General features: G+C 36.7%; 22 protein-coding genes. 16 read left to right on the top strand and 6 right to left on the bottom strand.

Annotated features, from left to right (window positions below):
• Positions 1-101: 101 nt before the first annotated feature.
• The 3 genes from ABC255_RS23950 to ABC255_RS23940 all read left to right on the top strand — a co-directional run bounded on the left by ABC255_RS23950 (position 102) and on the right by ABC255_RS23940 (position 4,507).
• Positions 102-1,613 carry a coproporphyrinogen III oxidase gene (locus tag ABC255_RS23950; RefSeq protein WP_412997420.1) on the top strand — a complete coding sequence of 504 codons (1,512 nt, stop codon included), beginning with the start codon at positions 102-104 and terminating at the stop codon, positions 1,611-1,613.
• 331 nt (positions 1,614-1,944) lie between these two features.
• Entirely contained in the window at positions 1,945-3,561 is a 1,617-nt protein-coding gene (locus ABC255_RS23945) for a long-chain fatty acid--CoA ligase (protein ID WP_412997418.1), read from the top strand.
• Positions 3,562-3,718: 157 nt separating this feature from the next.
• On the top strand, positions 3,719-4,507 hold the full coding sequence (locus ABC255_RS23940; protein WP_412997417.1) for an enoyl-CoA hydratase: 789 nt from the start codon (positions 3,719-3,721) through the stop codon (positions 4,505-4,507).
• A 48-nt stretch (positions 4,508-4,555) separates the two neighbouring features.
• Here ABC255_RS23940 and ABC255_RS23935 read toward each other — a convergent pair whose 3' ends face one another.
• Complete coding sequence (locus tag ABC255_RS23935) at positions 4,556-4,741, bottom strand: YhzD family protein (RefSeq protein WP_412997415.1); 186 nt, start codon at positions 4,739-4,741, stop codon at positions 4,556-4,558.
• Between the two features lie 116 nt (positions 4,742-4,857).
• On the opposite strand from ABC255_RS23935, the gene ABC255_RS23930 reads away from it, so the two are divergent.
• The 7 genes from ABC255_RS23930 (at position 4,858) to ABC255_RS23900 (ending at position 12,796) form a co-directional block, all read left to right on the top strand.
• Positions 4,858-5,757 (top strand): ABC transporter ATP-binding protein, encoded by a 900-nt coding sequence (locus ABC255_RS23930; RefSeq protein ID WP_412997413.1) that lies wholly within the window; start codon positions 4,858-4,860, stop codon positions 5,755-5,757.
• A complete protein-coding gene (locus ABC255_RS23925) occupies positions 5,750-7,003 on the top strand; it encodes an ABC transporter permease (protein WP_335535830.1) in 1,254 nt (417 codons plus the stop codon). The genes ABC255_RS23930 and ABC255_RS23925 overlap by 8 nt, the downstream gene beginning before the upstream one ends.
• A 271-nt stretch (positions 7,004-7,274) precedes the next feature.
• Positions 7,275-8,492 (top strand): metallophosphoesterase family protein, encoded by a 1,218-nt coding sequence (locus ABC255_RS23920; RefSeq protein ID WP_412997412.1) that lies wholly within the window; start codon positions 7,275-7,277, stop codon positions 8,490-8,492.
• A gap of 9 nt (positions 8,493-8,501) precedes the next feature.
• On the top strand, positions 8,502-9,173 hold the full coding sequence (locus tag ABC255_RS23915) for an AAA family ATPase (RefSeq protein WP_412997410.1): 672 nt from the start codon (positions 8,502-8,504) through the stop codon (positions 9,171-9,173).
• Complete coding sequence (locus ABC255_RS23910; RefSeq protein ID WP_412997409.1) at positions 9,137-11,512, top strand: hypothetical protein; 2,376 nt, start codon at positions 9,137-9,139, stop codon at positions 11,510-11,512. The genes ABC255_RS23915 and ABC255_RS23910 overlap by 37 nt, the downstream gene beginning before the upstream one ends.
• A 39-nt stretch (positions 11,513-11,551) precedes the next feature.
• Complete coding sequence (gene yhaM / locus ABC255_RS23905) at positions 11,552-12,496, top strand: 3'-5' exoribonuclease YhaM (protein WP_412997407.1); 945 nt, start codon at positions 11,552-11,554, stop codon at positions 12,494-12,496.
• A gap of 111 nt (positions 12,497-12,607) precedes the next feature.
• Positions 12,608-12,796, top strand: coding sequence for a sporulation YhaL family protein (locus tag ABC255_RS23900; protein ID WP_412997405.1), 189 nt, complete (start codon positions 12,608-12,610; stop codon positions 12,794-12,796).
• Between the two features lie 47 nt (positions 12,797-12,843).
• Here ABC255_RS23900 and ABC255_RS23895 read toward each other — a convergent pair whose 3' ends face one another.
• Positions 12,844-13,707: a peptidylprolyl isomerase gene (locus ABC255_RS23895; RefSeq protein WP_412997403.1), complete on the bottom strand. Its 864-nt coding sequence runs from the start codon at positions 13,705-13,707 to the stop codon at positions 12,844-12,846.
• A 331-nt stretch (positions 13,708-14,038) separates the two neighbouring features.
• Here ABC255_RS23895 and ABC255_RS23890 point away from each other — a divergent pair, with 331 nt between their 5' ends.
• Together ABC255_RS23890 and ABC255_RS23885 are read left to right on the top strand one after the other, a co-directional pair.
• A complete protein-coding gene (locus tag ABC255_RS23890) occupies positions 14,039-14,128 on the top strand; it encodes a YjcZ family sporulation protein (RefSeq protein ID WP_179158254.1) in 90 nt (29 codons plus the stop codon).
• Positions 14,129-14,187: 59 nt separating this feature from the next.
• Positions 14,188-14,277 (top strand): YjcZ family sporulation protein, encoded by a 90-nt coding sequence (locus ABC255_RS23885; protein WP_179158486.1) that lies wholly within the window; start codon positions 14,188-14,190, stop codon positions 14,275-14,277.
• 87 nt (positions 14,278-14,364) lie between these two features.
• Here ABC255_RS23885 and ABC255_RS23880 read toward each other — a convergent pair whose 3' ends face one another.
• The gene (locus tag ABC255_RS23880) at positions 14,365-14,544 is read right to left on the bottom strand and encodes a hypothetical protein (protein WP_335535844.1); all 180 of its coding nucleotides are present in this window, start codon (positions 14,542-14,544) and stop codon (positions 14,365-14,367) included.
• 218 nt (positions 14,545-14,762) lie between these two features.
• Here ABC255_RS23880 and ABC255_RS23875 point away from each other — a divergent pair, with 218 nt between their 5' ends.
• Positions 14,763-15,101, top strand: a complete 339-nt coding sequence (locus tag ABC255_RS23875) for a DUF1878 family protein (protein ID WP_412997401.1) — start codon at positions 14,763-14,765, stop codon at positions 15,099-15,101.
• Here ABC255_RS23875 and ABC255_RS23870 read toward each other — a convergent pair.
• Complete coding sequence (locus ABC255_RS23870) at positions 15,098-15,673, bottom strand: HTH-type transcriptional regulator Hpr (protein ID WP_412997399.1); 576 nt, start codon at positions 15,671-15,673, stop codon at positions 15,098-15,100. The two genes, ABC255_RS23875 and ABC255_RS23870, sit on opposite strands and share 4 nt — an antisense overlap.
• A gap of 277 nt (positions 15,674-15,950) precedes the next feature.
• Between ABC255_RS23870 and yhzF the strand changes: the two genes are divergently transcribed.
• On the top strand, positions 15,951-16,139 hold the full coding sequence (gene yhzF / locus ABC255_RS23865; RefSeq protein ID WP_412997397.1) for a membrane protein YhzF: 189 nt from the start codon (positions 15,951-15,953) through the stop codon (positions 16,137-16,139).
• A 58-nt stretch (positions 16,140-16,197) separates the two neighbouring features.
• Here the strand turns inward: yhzF and ABC255_RS23860 are convergent, their stop codons facing one another.
• Complete coding sequence (locus ABC255_RS23860) at positions 16,198-16,722, bottom strand: tryptophan transporter (protein WP_335535838.1); 525 nt, start codon at positions 16,720-16,722, stop codon at positions 16,198-16,200.
• A 141-nt stretch (positions 16,723-16,863) separates the two neighbouring features.
• Positions 16,864-17,283, bottom strand: coding sequence for an HIT family protein (locus tag ABC255_RS23855; RefSeq protein ID WP_335535839.1), 420 nt, complete (start codon positions 17,281-17,283; stop codon positions 16,864-16,866).
• Positions 17,284-17,875: 592 nt separating this feature from the next.
• On the opposite strand from ABC255_RS23855, the gene ABC255_RS23850 reads away from it, so the two are divergent.
• Together ABC255_RS23850 and ABC255_RS23845 are read left to right on the top strand one after the other, a co-directional pair.
• A complete protein-coding gene (locus tag ABC255_RS23850) occupies positions 17,876-18,616 on the top strand; it encodes an ABC transporter ATP-binding protein (RefSeq protein WP_412997394.1) in 741 nt (246 codons plus the stop codon).
• On the top strand, positions 18,609-19,820 hold the full coding sequence (locus tag ABC255_RS23845) for an ABC transporter permease (RefSeq protein ID WP_412997392.1): 1,212 nt from the start codon (positions 18,609-18,611) through the stop codon (positions 19,818-19,820). Before ABC255_RS23850 ends, ABC255_RS23845 begins: the two co-directional genes overlap by 8 nt.
• The last annotated feature ends 40 nt before the right edge of the window (positions 19,821-19,860 follow it).

Genomic DNA, 19,860 nt, shown 5'->3' with positions numbered 1-19,860 from the left:
TTACTTTTGTGAATGATTTCCACTGTATTGACCTTATTTTGGTGATTATGTACACTTAAGGAAGTTTACTTAAAGAAGTTTATTTTGAAAGAGTGATTCTAATGAGAATTTCGATTATCGGGTTAGAGGATGCAAGATTCGATCGTCAATTAACGCTTATCGCAAATTTGTTTTTTGAAGAAACAGAGATTGTGAAGGTTTTAGACGATGAGTCAGACTTAACTATAAAATTTATAATAAATGAAGATAACCACATTATGGTTTCGGCTGAATTACTTGATACAGAGGGTAAAACCTTTTCATCAGAGTACCAAAAAGAAGTACAGCCCTTTCAAACAGATAAAGAATATTTTAAGCAGGTAAAAAATGCTGTCGCCCATGTGTATTTGACAGTATTACAGAAATGGACAGGAGTTACCCAAAAGTGGGGTATTCTTACTGGGGTTAGACCGACTAAGCTTTTACATCGGAAAGTGCAGGCGGGCGTGCCTCAAGAAATTGCCCATCAGCAATTGAAGGAAGATTATCTGATTACAGATGAAAAGATTAAGCTAATGCAGCATATAGTAGACAGGCAGCTGGCGATTGTTCCTGATCTCTATGAACTGCAAAAAGAAGTTAGCATTTATATTGGGATTCCGTTTTGTCCAACAAAATGTGCCTACTGTACATTTCCTGCCTATGCAATAAATGGCAGACAAGGATCGGTTGATTCCTTCCTAGGTGGCCTGCACTATGAGATAAAGAAAGTTGGCGAATGGCTAAAGGAAAAAGGTGTAAGAATCACAACTGTTTACTATGGCGGAGGAACCCCAACGAGTATTACAGCTGAAGAAATGGATATGCTGTATGAAGAAATGTATGCTTCATTTCCAGATGTTGAAAATATACGTGAGATTACAGTCGAGGCAGGCCGTCCGGATACGATTACCCCTGAAAAATTAGAGGTATTAAAGAAATGGAAAATAGACAGGATTAGTATAAATCCTCAATCCTATACGCAAGAAACATTAAAGGCAATTGGGCGCCATCACACTGTTAAAGAAACCATTGATAAGTATCATTTAGCGAGAGAAATGGGCATGAACAATATAAACATGGACCTTATCATTGGCCTGCCTGGTGAGGGGATGGCAGAATTTACACATTCACTTGCTGAAACAGAAAAGCTGATGCCGGAATCATTAACAGTTCATACTTTATCGTTTAAACGTGCCTCTGAGATGACCAAGAACAAGGATAAGTATAAAGTGGCAGATCGAATTGAAGTGGAACAAATGATGAATCTAGCAACAGAGTGGACAGAAAATCATGGCTATGTTCCCTATTATCTCTATCGTCAGAAAAATATACTTGGCAATCTTGAGAATGTCGGCTATGCGTTCCCAAATCAAGAAAGTATATATAATATCATGATTATGGAGGAGCAGCAGACAATCATCGGGCTTGGCTGCGGCGCCGCAAGCAAATTCATTGACCCGCATGCGGGGAAAATTACTCAGTTTGCTAATCCGAAAGACCCTAAAACATATAATGAAAGCTTTGAAGCTTATACAGAAGAAAAAATAAAAATATTAAACGAACTTTTCTCTGAAAAAGGATCTCTTGCTTAAATAGGCAGGGGATTTTTTATGGGTGAATGGTGGCGGTGGCGGGGTCCCACTTGCCCGAAAAATGCGAAAGTCGGGATTTCGGTTAAATGGGGTTCTCCCACTTGCCCGAAAAAGCTATAAATCAAAAATTGGGGCAAGTGGAAAGCTCCCACTTGCCCCAAAAATACAAAAGTTAAAAATTAGGTCAAATAGCCCCTCTTAGGCTTACTTTTCATAAAAAAGATCGTTCTTTATAGAGGAAATGTAGTATATATGACGAATATTTTATAGGATCACATTCATAAGATACCACGAAATGGAAACGTTTTCATTAAATGGGGGGGATTTAGCAATGATGCAAACACCTTTAACAATGACACAGATGATTGAGAGAGCAGAAAAGTATTTTCCAAAGAAACAGATTGTTTCTAGAACATCAAGTGGCATTCACCGTTTTACGTATAAACAAATTGGTGAAAGAACGAGAAGACTCGCAGATAGTCTAACAAAACTAGGAGTAGAAAAAGGTGATAGGGTAGGAACACTGGCATGGAACCATCATCGACATCTAGAAGCATATTTTGCGATTCCATGTATTGGTGCTGTTCTTCACACTATTAATATCCGACTTTCTCCACAGCATATTTCCTATATTATTAACCATGCAGAAGATAGTGTCCTCTTAGTAGACCCAGATTTGATTCCATTACTCGAAAAATGTGCACATGAACTAACAAGCGTTAAGGCTTATGTAATTATGACAGATGACAAGGTCCTTCCTGAAACTAGCCTCTCACCAATCTATGATTATGAAACCTTATTAGCAGAAGCGAATCCTAAATTCCAATACCCAGAAGACATAGAAGAAAACGATCCTGCTGGTATGTGCTATACCTCTGCAACTACAGGTAATCCAAAAGGAGTTGTTTACTCTCACAGAGGAATTTTTCTTCATAGTATGGCTTTAGGGCTTGCAGATAGTGCGGCAATAAGTGAGAAAGACATAGCATTGCCTGTAGTCCCAATGTTCCATGCCAATGCATGGGGTATGCCATTTGCGGCGGTATGGTTTGGTACATCGTTAGTGCTGCCAGGACCATATTTTACGCCAAAACTTATAGCAGAGCTCATTGAAAATGAAAAAGTAACGATTACTGCAGGCGTCCCAACCATTTGGCTTGGGTTGTTAAAAGAACTCGATGAGGGCTCTTATGATCTTAGGAGTTTAAGAGGAGTACTTTGCGGTGGTTCAGCAGCTCCAAAAGGAATGATTAAGGCATTTGAACAACGACACAAAGTGCCGTTCTTACATGCATATGGTATGACTGAAACTAGTCCGCTGGTGGTTATTTCCACACTAAAAAGCTACCAAGAGAATTTAGAGTATGAGGAAAGACTGGAAATAAGAGCAAAGCAAGGGGTTTTAGTTCCTGGCCTAAGCATAAAAGTCGAGGGCAAGGATGGAGAAGTGGCTTGGGATGGTAAGGAAATGGGAGAGTTATGCATTAAGGGTCCGTGGATTGCCTCAGAATATTATAAGGATGAGAGAACACAAGATGCATTCCAAGATGGCTGGCTTCACACTGGAGATGTCGTAACGATTGACGAGGAAGGCTTTGTGAAAATTGTCGACCGGACAAAGGATTTAATTAAGAGCGGCGGTGAATGGATTTCCTCCGTTGATTTGGAAAATGCCTTGATGGCCCATGAAGCAGTGTTTGAAGCGGCAGTTGTTGCTGTACCGCATGAACAATGGCAGGAAAGACCGGTTGCTTGTGTTGTGTTAAAAGATTCATATAAAGATAAGGTGAAAAAGGAAGATTTAATTGAATTTTTAGAACCTCAGTTTGCTAAGTGGTGGCTCCCCGATGAAATCTTGTTCTTGGAGGAAATCCCGAAGACTTCGGTTGGGAAGTTTTTAAAGATGACATTAAGGGAGCAGGTACAAAAGGAAGTGTTAAAGAAGTAAGATAACAAGGACAAAGAGACCCCTCTTTGTCCTTGTTGTGCGGGTTAGTTTAATTGAATCATGATAGTAAAAATTCCATATATTATGAAAATTTATTTTTTATCGCTGCAATTCAAGCTATAATGGAAGTGACAAAAGATTACGGGAGGGGTTTGGGGTGACGATTAATTTTGTAACAGATAAGGTGAAGTTGTGGGTAAACGGGCGGGTTGCAACGGTGGAAATGAACAGACCGGAATCATTAAATTCACTCGATGTGGACATGATAAAGGGTCTAGTGAGCAAACTTAAAGAAATAGCTGAATCGGATGATATTGATGTTGTCGTTTTAACCGGGAATGGCAGGGCTTTTTCGGCAGGTGGAGACATTAAAACGATGCTTTCTAACTTGAATGAAAGTGAATTCTTCCCTGTGATGGATTGTATTAGTGAATTAATCATAACTCTTTATAGTATTCCCAAATTAACCATTAGCGCAGTAAATGGTGCTGCAGCAGGGCTTGGATTCAGTCTGGCGTTGGCTACTGACCACATCATAGCAGATAAAACGAGCAAACTAGCGATGAATTTTATTGGAATCGGATTAATACCAGATGGCGGTTCTCACTTCTTTTTAGAAAAGAGACTAGGAGAAATTAAGGCAAAACAGGTTATATGGGACGGAAAAATGATGAGTGCACAAGAGGCGTTGGAAATAGGATTGGTACAAGAAGTTACGGAAGATTTGCAAGAAACGTTAGATGCTAGAATATCCGATTGGCTGCAGCGTCCAGTTCAGGCCATGATTAAAACGAAAAAGATACTAGCAGATATGAATAGACCGCAGTTGATAAAAATTTTAGAACTAGAAAAACACGGTCAGCTAAACATGCGTAGAACACTTGATCACCAAGAAGGAATTCGGGCATTTATAGAAAAAAGACCAGCAAAATTTATCGGTAAATAAGTAAAAGAAAAAAGAAGCATTTGTTGCTTCTTTTTTTCTGTCTCAAGATTAGGAATGGAACAATAAAAGTTTCCCGCTTGGAGATGTAAAACGATGTGTTTTCTCTAGTAAATTCTTTTCTGCTAATAATTTTTCAGCTAATTCTTTTGCCTTAGCATCATGTTCAGCCTGAATGGTTTCATCTACTAATTTTTCCCCGTTTGCTTCAAAGGCTGTTAATTTGTAAGTCTTCATGCCGAAACCTCCTAAATACTATGATATTATAATATTTGCATAATTCTTGATATTTTGCAAAAGTGAAACTTTTCCAGAGGAATTTCGTATAATAATTTTTGAGAGGGGGATTTTGTATGGTTTTAAAACTTGAACATGTAACAAAGCGATTTGGCGATTTCACGGCAGTAAAGGATTTATCCATCATCATACCAGAAAAAGAAATGTTTGGCTTCTTAGGAGCAAACGGTGCAGGGAAGACCACTACATTTCGCATGATCTTAGGGCTGCTGGATTCTAGTGATGGAAGAATTACCTGGGACGGACAGCCAATCAATTATTCCACAAGTCATTTAGTCGGCTACCTTCCTGAAGAGAGAGGTTTATACCCCAAACTGAAGGTTAGCGACCAAATCGTGTATCTTGCAAGATTAAGAGGAATGCCAAAAAGTGAAGCCCTTTCTGAACTCAAAATTTGGCTCGACAGATTTAAAGTCCCTGAATATGAAAATAAAAAGGTAGAAGAGCTTTCAAAAGGAAACCAACAGAAAATTCAATTCATTGCGGCAGTTATACATAAACCTGAATTATTGATTCTTGATGAGCCATTCAGCGGTTTGGATCCTGTAAATGTTGAAATGCTTAAAGAGGCAGTTCTTTCGTTGAAGGAAAACGGTACAACGATTGTTTTTTCTAGCCATCAAATGCACCATGTAGAAGAGATGTGTGAGCACCTATGTATTATGCATAAAGGAACTCCGATTGTCCACGGTGCCTTGAAGGAAATAAAACGTGCATTTGGGAAAAAAAATCTTGTTATCCATGCTGATTTTCCATTAGATAGTCTGAAAGCTTATCCGGGTGTGGTTAAGACTAAGTCCACAACAGAGGGAATTCATCTTCAAATTGATGGGGAATATGTTGCTGAAAAAATCCTTAAAGATATCGTCAACAAAGGATTCATCAGAAAATTTGAACTTGAAGAACCTTCTTTAAATGATATTTTTATTGAAAAAGTAGGTGATACCTATGAATAAGTTTTGGATTATATTATTCCATACCTATTTAAATAAATTAAAAACAAAATCATTTTTGGTCACAACACTGTTGACAGTCGTTATCACTTTAGGGTTAACAAACATGAGTAGTATCATTGAAGTTTTCGATAAAGGCGGCGATAAAGAAAAGGTTGCTGTTTTAGATGAAACAGGACAGCTATATGAACCGCTTAAAGAACAAATAAGTACATTAAATAAAAACCTGCAGCTAAAAGAGTTTGATGGCACCGAAAAAGAGGCAGAAAAGGCAGTAGAAGAAGGCGAATATGTTGGAATTGTCGAGCTTCGTTATGATGCAGAGCAATTACCTGAAGCTACGTATAAAGCAATGAGTGTAGCTGATTCAGCAATATTTACTGATCTTCAGTCTGGGCTTCAGCAAATGAAAACCATGCTTGCAGCTTCAAAAATTAAACTGACACCAGAGCAGCTCCAGCAGCTTTATGAGCCAGTTTCTTTCGAGAAAATTGCTCTTGAAGAGAACGCGAAAACGGAAGAAGAACTGAATCAGGCTAGAGGACTTGTTTATGTTCTGCTGTTTGTCATCTATTTTGCTGTTATTATGTATGCCAGTATGATTGCAATGGAAGTGGCTACTGAAAAGTCTTCAAGAGTGATGGAAATCTTGATTTCCAGCGTATCACCGATAAAGCAGATGTTTGCAAAGATACTTGGGATAGGTCTGTTAAGTTTAACTCAGCTCACCGTACTTCTATCTGTTGGGTATTTCTCAATAAAACGGAATTTGTCTTCACTGGAAGGCGGATTTTTTGACTCATTTGGATTTGGAAACATATCGTTATCAACCATTTCCTATGCTGTTATTTTCTTTATCTTAGGTTATTTCCTCTATGCAACTCTTGCGGCGTTTTTAGGATCGCTGGTCAGCAGGATTGAGGATGTCCAACAAATGATTACGCCAATGACGTTACTTGTTGTAGCAGGATTTATGATTGCAATGTTTGGTCTTGGAAAGCCAGATTCACCATTTATCGTCATAACATCATATATACCATTCTTCACCCCAATGATTATGTTTTTACGGGTAGGAATGCTAAATATTCCAGTTTGGGAAGCTGCATTAGCGATTGCGATTCTGGTGGGAACAATCATCTTCTTAGCAGTATTTGGTGCACGTGTTTACCGCGGGGGAGTTTTAATGTATGGGAAATCGAACTCCTTTAAAGACATAAAAAAGGCATTGCAACTAACCAAAAAAGAATAAAATGTGAAGGGCTTTGTCAAATAAGGCAAAGCCCTTTTAATAATTTCTTCTAGAGTTGTCTAGCTGCAGCGCCTAGGGGCTCGGGTCATAAGCCAATCCGTCAAGAAGGTTAAAGAACAACCTTCTCGCCGGCTCGTCTTTTGCCTATCGCCCCTGGGAAAAATTGAACTTCATTTTTCCTTGGACAAGGCGCTTCCGCATTTCGTTAGAACGTGCATTCGCTTTTTGAAGATGATACAATGAAAGAAAACTCACTGAAAGGAGCTTTTTAATGAAACAGATATCATTTATACACGCTGCTGACCTCCATTTGGACAGTCCTATGGTTGGTTTAAAGCATTTACCTGCGAATATCCTTTCAAGAGTGAGAGAGAGTACATTCACTGCTTTACGAAAGCTTACGGCAGCAGCGATTGATCAAAACGTTGATTTTGTCATTTTAGCCGGGGATTTATATGATGGTGAGGATAGAAGCTTACGTGCACAATCTCGCTTCCGTAATGAAATGCAAAAGCTTTCAAAAAAGGATATTCCTGTTTATGTTATTCATGGAAACCATGATCATTTGAGTGGCTCTTGGGTACACCTTGATATGCCTTCGAACGTTCATTTTTTTGGCAGTGATGTCGAAACGAAGGTACTCCATACAAAACGTGATGAAACAGTTCATCTATATGGCTTTAGTTATTTACAAAGACATATTCTTGATAAAAGAATAGATGACTATCAAAAACAGGATTCTGCAGATTTTCATATCGGTATTCTCCATGGAAATGAAGGGGGCGGAACGGACCATGATAATTACGCTCCTTTTTCTATCAAGGATCTGCTGGAGAAAGAATTTGATTATTGGGCTTTAGGACATATCCATAAACGAACCATATTATCAGAAACACCGCCAATCATTTATCCAGGAAACCTCCAAGGTCGTAATAAGAAGGAAACGGGAGTAAAAGGATGTTATCACATTACGCTGAATGATTTAGAAGCCAAAAAGGAATTTATAGAAACTTCAGACGTGTTATGGGAAGAAGTTACTGTCGATGTTGCTTCGGCGCAAAGTTTTCAAGAAATTTTTCAACTATGTCAGCTAACCATCGAACGGTTGCGTAAAGCTGGACTTGGTACACTGCTTACCTTAAACCTAAAGAATGTTCAAATAGATGATTTCCAAGAGAAAAAAATACTAGATACAGAACTTCTCGAGCTGCTGTTAGACTATGAAAATGATGAGGAATCATTTGTTTGGGTGGTCAATTTAAACCTAGAGGATCACCAGCAGCTTGATAGAAACAAATTAATGAATGAAGCAGACTTTTATACAGAGCTGTTTGCCACCATCGATAACTTGGATAACCCTGAGGATGCCATTGCACCATTATATCAGCACCAATTGGGCAGAAAGTATTTGACAAGTTTAACAGAAGTCGAACAAAAAGAATTATTGGATAAAGCTGAGAAACTATTAATTGGGTTATTGTATCAATAGTGAAGGGAGATGATTGACCTGAAAATCCAGGAGATACATATATACGGCTTTGGTCAACTATCTAATATAGTCATTAACGACCTATCTGATTTTCAAGTGTTTTATGGTGAAAATGAAGCAGGAAAATCAACGATTATGGCATTTATTCATGGAATTTTATTTGGGTTCCCAACGAAACAATCTTCAGAACTTCGCTATGTACCAAAAAACGGCTCAAATTATGGCGGAAAGCTGAGAATATATTTTAAAGAGTTTGGTATTGCTACGATAGAAAGAATTAGAGGCAAGGCTTCTGGTGATGTTACCGTAACACTAGAGGACGGAACAACAGGTGATGAGGAACTGCTTAAGCAGCTGCTCGGAAATATGGACAAAGGGTTATTTCAAGCGATATTTTCCTTCAACCTGCATGGGCTGCAAAATATCAACCAAATGAAAGGAGATGAATTGGGCAAGTTTTTATTTTCTACAGGTACACTCGGAACAGAACGCCTAGCGAAAACAGAGGCAGAACTTCAGAAGGAATTAGAAGCTCGTTATAAACCCAGTGGGAAAAAGCCGGTGGTAAATGAAAAACTTAAAAGCCTTCATGAACTCAGTGGTGAACTAAAAAAGCAGCAGCCAAAATTCAAGGTTACGAGACCTTGGTCTCAGATAAAGAAAGAATTTGTAAGGAAATAGAAGACGTAAGCAATAAACTGCAGGGAGTAAAAAGTGAGGTAGAAAAGTTAAATGAATGGCAAAAAATCCACTCACTCGTCAAAGAAGAAAGATGGATACAAGCAGAAATCAAGTTACTTGGAGAATATCCATTCCCTGCAAGAGGGATTGAACGTATAGAAAAGATCAATCAGCTCATCTATCCATACAATGCTCAGATTTCAAGTTTACTGGAAAGAATCGCTCAATTAAAAAAAGAGATGGCTTCTATACAGCCCGAAAAGCAGTTACTCGCTGATGAATCCCAGATTCTTGCTGCGTTAGACCAAATTCCCATTTATGAGCAGTTGACCCTCGAAAAACAACAATGCGAAGTAAAATTAGCAGATTTAGAAGAAAGAATTTCAATCATAAATGAAAAACTACACTTACCTTTAAGGGAAGACGAAGTTCTAAAGATAAACACAAATATCTATATGAAAAATCAAGTAGAGCATGCCTCGAGGAATAAGCAAAAGCTTTTAGAAGTAAAACAGGACCTTGAGGAGAAATTTCGAGAAGAAAAGAACTCTCTTGAGGAGCTAGAAAGAAAAGTTAGCTTTGCAGAAACTCATATGATTCCAGCTCATGAAAGAGAGCGTCTTGAAAAGTTAGTCAGTGAAGAAAGTGAAAAAAGAAAAGTCGAATATGAATTAAAGGCAGTCCAAGACAAAATAGAGTATTTTCAACATTCTCGTGAACAGGATAAGGAAACATTTGCGGCGATAAAAAAACAAAAACAAAACCAATCCTTAGCCATTGGGGTATTATTGCTGGTTCTTTCACTCTATGGTTTGTATTCCAAGCAATGGATACTGTTAGTTATTGGTGTATTAGGGACCTTACTAATCGGTTTTTTTCTAAGTAATAACAATAGTCGTAAAAACGATACAAAAATTAATCAAGCTCTAAGTCAGTTGTTAGAAGATGAAAAAAGGTTCATTCAACTACTCGAGAGATATAAAAATAGTAATATCCCAGCCCTTCAAGAAAAATTGAAGCAGGATAATTACTGGAAAGAGCAGCAACAGCTATTAAAAATAAAGCTCGAACAGCAGCAAACACAATATGAAAAAGTGATCAGGAAATTTGAGGAGTGGGAGATTGAAGCAGCAGAAAATCAGGAAATGTTAGTGAAATTGAGCAGTGAACTACATATACCTGAATATATTGCACAATCTTTTTTCCTAGAGGCCTTCCAGCTAATTGAACAATATAAGCTAATATGCCGAGAGAAAAAAAATTTACTAGCAAGGTTGGAAAATATTAACCTTGAACAGGCTGCCATTACTGAAAGACTCACTTCTTACGCAAAGCACTATTTAGCAGACCAAAATAATGATTTTTCGAAAATTGGGTATTTATTGCGGAATAAACTTAGGGAAGAACATGGAAAGGTAATAAAAATTCAAGAAAAGCAAGGAAAGCTTGATGATTTTGATGCCGATCTTAATCAAATGAAACTAGAACAAGCACACCTAATCTCGGAAAAGAAGAAGCTCCTTGAAGAAGCAAATGTGGAGGAAGAAGAGGATTTTTATGAGCTTGGTAAAGAAGTCGAAACAAAGTTAAAGTTGATTGAAAGGCTTGAGGATATTAGGAAGCAGGTACAATACTCTTTTCTAAAAAAAGACGCGATGGAAAAATTGTTACAAATTCATAATGTAGAAGAACTATTAATTGTTTATCAAGATGAGATTGAAACGTTATCATCCAGACTAATGGAACTACAGGAAATGCTAGCAGCTGCAAACTACCAGATTCAAATTCTTGAAGAAGGAGGATCTTACTCTGAGTTACTCCACCACTATAAACAGCAAAAATTTGAGTTAGAAGAAGCAGCAAAAGAATGGTCAATTTTCTGTCTGGCTCAAAACATCCTATCAAAGACGGTTGAAAAGTATAAAAACGTTCATTTGCCTAGAATGCTGACAAAAGCAGAGGAATATCTTTCCTTTTTGACAGAGGAACAATATCAGCGTATACACCTGCAACAATCGGGAACTGGTTTTCTCATTGAAAGAAGAGATCATACTCTATTCGAGGCAAATGAATTAAGTCAAGCTACTACTGAGCAAGTATACGTTTCTATAAGATTGGCGCTTGCCACCACCCTTTACGAAAAGTATCGCTTTCCGATTATAATCGATGATAGTTTTGTGAATTTTGATGGTAACCGTACCAAAAAAGTACTGGAGCTATTAAACACGCTCCAAAATAATCAAATTTTATTTTTTACTTGTCACACACACTTGCTGCCATACTTTCACCCAGAAAATGTTATGTATCTTCATAAAGATAATGTCGAGGTAATTTCATAGAGAATGTTATACTTGTACTATTGGGAAGGAGAGAGACAGATGACTAAAGGAATACTAGATTATGATTTCGGAGTACAGGTTGATCTGTATTTACTTATTAAAAGTGCCACAAAAGGGATTGCCAGTAATGGAAAGCCATTCTTAACACTTATTCTTCAAGATCAAAGTGGTGAGATAGAAGCGAAACTCTGGGACGCTAATGAAGAGGATGAAAAGAATTACACCGCGCAAAATATTGTTAAAATTATTGGGGATACCCATAATTATCGTGGTAAAAGCCAGCTGAAAATCCGGCAGATTCGAAGAACAGGACCTAGTGACTCAGTAAAATTGGAAGACTTTTTAGAAACCGCACCATTAAGCCAAGAAGAGATGACTAGTAAGCTGACACAATATATTTTTGATATGAAAAATCCAAATATCCAAAGAATTACCCGCCATTTATTGAAAAAACATCAGAAGGCTTTTTTAGAATATCCTGCAGCTACGAAAAATCATCATGAGTTTGTGTCAGGACTTGTCTATCACGTTGTTAGTATGCTCGACCTAGCGAAATCAATTGCTACACTCTATCCTAGTCTTGATAAGGACTTGCTCTATGCTGGAGTGATATTACATGATATGGGGAAAGTAGTTGAATTATCAGGACCAATTTCCACTGTTTATACTGTGGAAGGAAATTTACTAGGTCATATTACCATTATGGTAAATGAAATTGGCAAAGCTGCTGAAGAACTTGGGATATCTGGTGAGGAAGTGTTAATCCTAAAGCACCTCGTACTAAGTCATCATGGGAAGGCTGAGTGGGGAAGTCCAAAGCCGCCATTAATTAAAGAAGCAGAAATTCTCCATTATATCGATAATCTTGACGCAAAAATGAACATGCTCGATCGTGCATTAGAAAGAGTGAAACCTGGAGAATTTACTGAACGTGTATTTGCCTTAGACAACCGTTCATTCTACAAACCTATATTTCATAAATAAAATAACCCATCAATTGGGTTATTTTTTTTGTACGCAGTATGAATAATTATCGGTAAATCGAATATGTTGTATAAAAAAGTGGACAACCACTAACGAAGGGAGCAATAATTAATGACTATTCCTATTTGGGTATATGCAGTCGTGGTTGGTATCGTAATAAGCGCCTTGATGGCAATCAAAACGGGCAGAGAAGAACGTATGTTAGAAATGGAGAATATTGAAAAAGAGGGAGAAATTTATTTAACTCGGCTTGAACAAGAAAAAGAACGCCGTGAAGGAGAAAGAGTTACTGCCGAATAGATACAAAAAAGAAGGGACTCCACCCGAGTTCCTTCTCTTTGGCTTTCTTATTGTGCTGCAGAAGCTGCAGGATCAAGTGCGCTTTCTAAGTCTTTATCACTTATTTTGACTTTTGCATCTTCAATTTCCTTTTGCATCACTTCGTTAATTTTTTCGTTTGTTAATTTTGAAGATTTTAAATCTTTTTCCATTTGATCTTTCATTTCTTCATAGGACTTCTTTTCCTTTTTGTCCGTTAATTGAATGATATGATAGCCAAATGAGCTCTTTACTGGGCCGCTGATTTCATCCTTTTTGAGGGCATATGCTGCAGCTTCAAAATCTGGATCCATTGCTCCAGCACCAAACCATCCTAAGTCACCGCCAGCTGCTTTAGCCGCTTCATCAGTAGAATAGGTATTGCTTACATCTTCAAACTTTTCGCCAGCGTCAAGCTTTTGCTTAACTTCTAATGCCGTTTTTTCATCCGCAACGAGAATATGACGAGCCTTGATTTCAGGCTTGTAGTTGTCGTAGTATTCCTTAACTTCTTTGTCTGTTACTTTTATAGACTTCATGGCAGCTTTTTCCTGCATCATACCAAGTTTCATCGTTTCTTTAAAATCCTCTTCATCTGCGTAACCGTATTGTGCCAGCGCAGCTTCAAAGTTGTCTCCCAGCTGCTCCTTTAATTCAGCAACCTTTGCATCTAACTCTTTGTCGGTTACTTCGTATTTCTCAGCTAGGACTTTTTCATAGACAAGCTGCTGTAAAGCTTGTGCTCCCACTTTTTCCTTCATTGCTTCATAAAGTTCATCCTTTGTAATATCTCCAGCACTGCTTTCTGCGACTGTAGAACCGCTACTTTGATTACACGCGCTTAAGGCAATAACCCCGCCAGCTAATGTAAGGGCTAACATCCATTTTTTCATGTTGTACCTCTCCTAAACAGTAAATTCTTGTGGGTTTTTGTCCACAAACTATACTATAACATAAATGACAACCACTGCAAAAAATTTCTGTGTATTTGTTTTCAGAATTTTGGGCATTTACCCATTGCGAACCCGAGAATTCGTACATACGATAACATGTAACAAAAAAGAGATCTATTCAAGTGCCCATCAACAAGATGTCATGTTTTCTATGGTTTAATCCCCAATAAGAAAAAGGTGGACTTTTTCCAAAGAAAATAAGGTAAGCGCCTAGACGAAATGAATACAGCTTGAATAGTATATCGTAGTAAATAATAAAGGAGGTATTACGATGAGTGGTGGACACGGATACGGAGCAGGATTTGCATTGATTGTAGTCCTATTCATTCTATTGATTATTGTTGGAGCATCTTGGTTTTAATAAAAAGGTAACACCTGATGCAGACAACAGCTTTACCATTTAAGAAAGGGGAGAATTGTGTGTCTGGAACTGGATTCCATGGTGGAGGATTTGCGTTAATCGTAGTCCTTTTCATCCTGTTAATAATTATTGGAGCTTCTTGGCTATAATCCGAAAACAAAACAAAATAAAAAGCGATGAGAAAATTCTCATCGCTTCTATTTTTTTGTAACATTAAAACATTACATAAAGTAAGCCTATGTATACAAAATTTCAACATAGGATGAAATTAATAATATCGTGACAAGTACATTTATTGTACGAAATACTTTATGCTGACGTTCTTCCGGTATATCTTTTTGTATACAAAGGGAATTGGTCATTTTGTTAATGTAGAATAAAATAAAAATGGCTAAAACAATAAAAGTGGAGATCATCATCGATTCCCTCCCTGATGTTCATTATATGTTAATACATTATCAAAAATTAACAAAAAAAGATAGTTAAAAGGAATGGTAGAAAAGTAGGAAATAAATTGAAATAAAAACGCTGAAAAGATTATTATCTGTTCTAATTCAAGAATAGGTTTACATTAGCTTGTAAACGGTAAATAATGAACGTAGGAATGTAAAGCAGTGACCGGAGGTCGAACTCAATGGATATATACGTTGAATTACAAGCCCGAATGAATCTTCTCGAATACCATCAAAAGTTACTTTTAAAGTTGCTGGGTACCCCCAATCTTGAATTCTATAGATTAGTGATAGAGAATGGGTTAACCGAACATGAAGTAGAGGCATTCAATTTGCTATGTGAGAATCTGAACATAAAAATGGAAGAACAAAAAGCGGAAGGGTTTATAAATTTTCATCCGCTTTTCAGTGAGTTTCTATATTCTTTACCGGAAAAACTTAACGCAAAGGAAGTTGTTCATGCTTGTTTAAAACAACAACTATTCGAACCCCTTTTTACAGAGTTTTCTAAATGTCTTTAAGAGAGTTCTTGTTCTGTTTTTTCTGACTTTTTAAGTTTTCCATCATTTTCGTTAAATTCTGTTTCAATATTATGAAAAGATCGTTCAAAGATTTCCATGAAATCTTCACCATAGATATTTCGAACAATCGCCATCATTTCAATAATATCAGGAAACTTCCCATATAAATCTCTTAATGGCAGGGCACCAACAAATGCAGCATTGCCACTGGGGTGATAGGATTCCATTAAACGAAGAAAGATCTCTTCACCTTTAGGGGTGAGCTGAATGTACGTATTTCGTTTATCATTTTCTTTTTTTGAAAATGTAAGCAAACCTCTTTCTTCTAACTTTTTTGAAAAATTGAACGCTGTTGATACATGCATTACACCAAATTTTGCTACATCCGAAATAGATGCTCCATTTAGATGGTATGCAATCCAAAGGATATGATGTTCATTAATATTTAAATCAAAAGGTTTTAACCATTGCTGCCAATCTTTCTCAATTGATTTCCACAGGGCTTTACTTAATTGTGCAATCCTCTGGCTAAATAGCATCGCTTCTTTCATTGAATACTGTTTCTCCGACATCCCCAATTTCACCTACTTTTTTATTTCTCTATTAACATTATGCCAATAAAATAAAAATTAATAAAGATGTAAATTCACAAAATTTTTAGAAATTACGTTTTTTTCTGCTTGATATTTATATTTTTTTACTTTTTGTACAAATCTGAAAAAATAATTCTTCTTTATTTTACGTTTTTTCTCTAAATAATGCCAACCTTTTGAATATTCTACATAGGAAAGGACAGTAAAACATATTAATGATAGTATCAACTCTTGCGTATTCTATAGGGGGTAGTATATGAAAGCTGTTACTTCGGTCCTTTTTTTGCTAAGTATTTTGCTATTCGCCGGTGCAATTTGGAATGCTCTAGCTTTAAAGAGGCCAGGATTTTATCCACCTAAACAAGTTTTAAAAAAACGAGCGGCAGCGTTAGCAGGCGTCGGCGTAATCATTTTGCTTGTTAGTGTTATTTTATCTAGCTTTTAATCATTAATTTGATGTTATAGAAAGAAAAGAACCTTTCTCCAGGTTCTTTTCCTTTGTGTTATTTTGAGATGACAATAGATGATGTCTTAGTTCTTTTTACTACTGAAAGAGCAACTGGATACAAAATAACCATAATAATTGTGTTCAGTGCAATTGCAGGTAAAACACCAGCAGCAAATAAAGCTGTGAAAGAACTTGGTAAGCCTACAATGTAATATGCTGATCCCAAAAAGACAGATCCTGAAACCAATGTCCCAATTGCAGTTAAGACGGCAACACTAATAATGGAGTTTCGGTAGTGCTTTAACGCCAAAAATAAACCAAAAAAGACTAACGCAGTTATGGGCTTATCAATGATATTTGGAAGTTGACCACCAGGAAAACCGGTTGTGAGTGCGGATAGTCCTCCGGTCACAATAGACAATAACATAACACTTTTAATTTCTGGAATAAGAATAATTCCCAGGAACATCATGGCAAGCATCATATCTGGTTTAATCGTAAGGAAGGCTGGCATTACCGTATGCAAAACTACCCCCATTCCCGCCAAAAGTGATAGGACTACTAGATTCTTTGTATTCATTTCTCATCTCTCCTCTGCTATACTTAGCTATTTGTTCATCCTGCAGTGCGCTCAGGTGCCTGCAGCGAAAAACTTGTTATCATTATATCACAGGAATATAAAAATAATAAAGATATAATTTTCAGATAATTTAATCCGTTGTTAGAAATGCTTATTAATATTCGCTGCCATCTCCTGTAGTGTCTCTTGAGTATAATCACTTGTATTGGTTTTCCAAACAGCGCCAAATCCGTCTCCTTTACCATAGCGTGGAATTAAATGAATATGGAAATGAAAAACGGTTTGCCCTGCATCTTCCCCATTATTATTAACTAGGTTTAGACCGAGCGGGCTAAATTCCTTTTTTAGTGCATTTGCAATTTCAGGTACAGATTCGAAAAGGTTTTTAGCATTTTCTGGAGTCAATTCATACAAATTTTCTTTATGTACTTTAGGAATGACCAATGTATGTCCTTTTGTTACTTGACTAATATCAAGAAAGGCTAAAATATGTTCATTTTCATACACCTTTGCTGCTGGGATATCCCCGTTAATAATTTTACAAAAGATACAATCACTCATTTACTGCACAACCCCTTTATTGGTTTTATACCCGTATTTTACCATATGTTTTAGCTATAAAAAAAGAAAGAGACAGGATCCGCATGGAATCCTGTCCTCTCGAAGGGGACTTGCTTCAATTTATACGTTCATTCAGGAATTACGTTTGATAAACACCTCATTTGACAATTTAGTGTTTTTTATAAACAGTAATTATTGTTCAAGCTGACCATCCCCTATGTTGTTTTTATATGTTTAACCAACTTATAAAAACGGATGATAATCTGCTGTAAACACCTCATTTATTTTTTTGATAAATAGCTGGTGTTATTTGAACTCTAAATGGTTACCAGGCAACTTGTGCAAAACAACCATCCCCTTATTTGAAACGATTAGAAGCTACATGTTTGAAAAGTTAAATGTCTTTGACAGACACCTCATTTCAAATTTTTGATGAATCACTTCATCGAGTAGGTGTTTCCCCTTCGAATATTATGATAACCCGTTTGACTGGAAATATACAAAAAAATATCAAAAAATTGAATTCCTATTTTTATGGTCTGTGATTTGGTAAAATGTAAGGTAATTATCAAGCTATGGAAGGATGGGGTATATGCCTTTATTATCGATTGAAAGCCTTACAGGTGGATATACAAGGAATCCAGTTCTAAAAGATGTAACGTTTGAAGTAAATGAAAAAGAATTGGTTGGATTAATCGGTCTAAATGGTGCCGGGAAAAGTACAAGTATTAAACACATCATCGGTTTAATGGAGCCTCATAGTGGAGCAGTGAAAATAAATGGACGTTCTATTACGGAAGATAAGGAAGCTTATCGTAAGATGTTCACCTTTGTTCCGGAAACACCAGTACTATATGAAGAACTCACCCTTGAAGAACATTTGCGATTAACGGCAATGGCATACGGCTTAGATGAATCTACATATAAAACCAGAATTGGTCAGTTATTAACTGAATTTCGAATGGAAAAAAGACTAAAATGGTTTCCGGCTCATTTTTCTAAAGGAATGAAACAAAAGGTAATGATTATGTGCGCTTTTTTGGTGCAGCCTTCCCTGTATATTGTTGATGAACCATTCGTTGGTCTTGACCCGCTTGGAATTCAATCATTGCTTGACTTAATGAAAAAGATGAAAGAAAACGGGGCAGGCATATTAATGTCGACCCATATTCTTGCCACAGCCGAAAAGTACTGTGACAGATTCGTTATTATCCATGAAGGAAAGGTTCGTGCAAAAGGTACTCTAACTGAATTGAGAGAACAATTCTCGATGCCTGGAGCTTCTTTAGATGATTTGTATATCCAATTAACGAAGGAAGAAAATTATGTTTGATGAGAAAAAGCTATGGAAAGATAGATCTGTCCATCGATTAAAAGAATTTGGTGTTTATCTGCGATATATCCTTAATGGCCACCTAGTCGTGGTCTTGCTGTTTTTAGTTGGAACGGCTGCTTTTTATTATCAAAATTGGATAAGCTCATTGTCTCAGGAGTTTCCTGCAGAGATGATTATTGCTGTTATTTTAGGGATATTTTTAACTCACAGCCCGGTATATACGTTTCTCCTTGAAGCAGATCAAGTGTTTTTAATTCCGCTTGAAACACGATTAAAAGTTTATTTTTTGCGATCTGGGTTGATTAGTTTAATTTTTCAAGGATACATTTTATTAATGATTTTAGCTATCTTGATGCCAATGTATGCACATGTGAGCGCAAACGGTTTTCAATCATTTTTTATTTTCCTAATCATCCTGTTGGCAATAAAAGCATGGAATATTTCCGTCAGCTGGAAGATTCACTACTATGTGCAGCCATCCGTTTATCGCTGGGACATGCTTGTTCGGTATTTCATAAATGTAATATTTACCTTTTTGTTATTTAACGACGCAAATGTTCTTTTCTTATTGATATTTGTATTTATTTTGGCTTTCTACTTTTACTCCTTTAATGTACGAACGAAGAAGATGGGATTAAAATGGGATCTGCTGATTGAGAAAGAAGAGAAACGGATGGCGTCCTTTTATCGGTTAGCTAACTTATTTACTGATGTACCGAAATTAAAAGATGCGGTAAAAAGAAGAAAATGGCTGGACTGGTTGATTAATCAGATTTCCTTCTCACAAGATAAAACCTATAATTATTTATTCGCAAGAACATTCTTGAGATCATCCGATTATTTAGGTCTATTTATTCGATTAACGGTAATAGGTGGACTTGCACTGTATTTTATTTCCTTTGGTGCAGGACAAATCGTGCTTTCTCTCTTATTTATCTATTTAACGGGATTCCAACTGCTGCCATTATGGAATCATCACCAAAATAAGCTTTGGATAGATTTATATCCAGTGAGCCAAGACCACAAAACAACTGCTTTTCATCTTCTTCTTATGAGGATTCTGAGCATTCAATCTTTTATATTTACAGTTATTATTTTGTTTAAAGGGGAGTGGATGTTTTCGTTAATAATCCTCCTATCTGGATTGCTGTTTAGTTTTTTATTTGTAAATGTTTATAGTAAGAAAAGACTAAAAGCATGAATGGATTGGAAACAACCCTAATATCTTGTTGCTAAAGGGG

Origin of the sequence: Neobacillus canaveralius (genome assembly GCF_047237705.1) — a bacterium.
Classification (GTDB): Bacteria; Bacillota; Bacilli; order Bacillales; family Cytobacillaceae; genus Neobacillus; species Neobacillus niacini_K.
The sequence above is the reverse complement of the archived record's forward strand: the minus strand, read 5'-3'. Positions and strand labels throughout refer to the sequence as shown.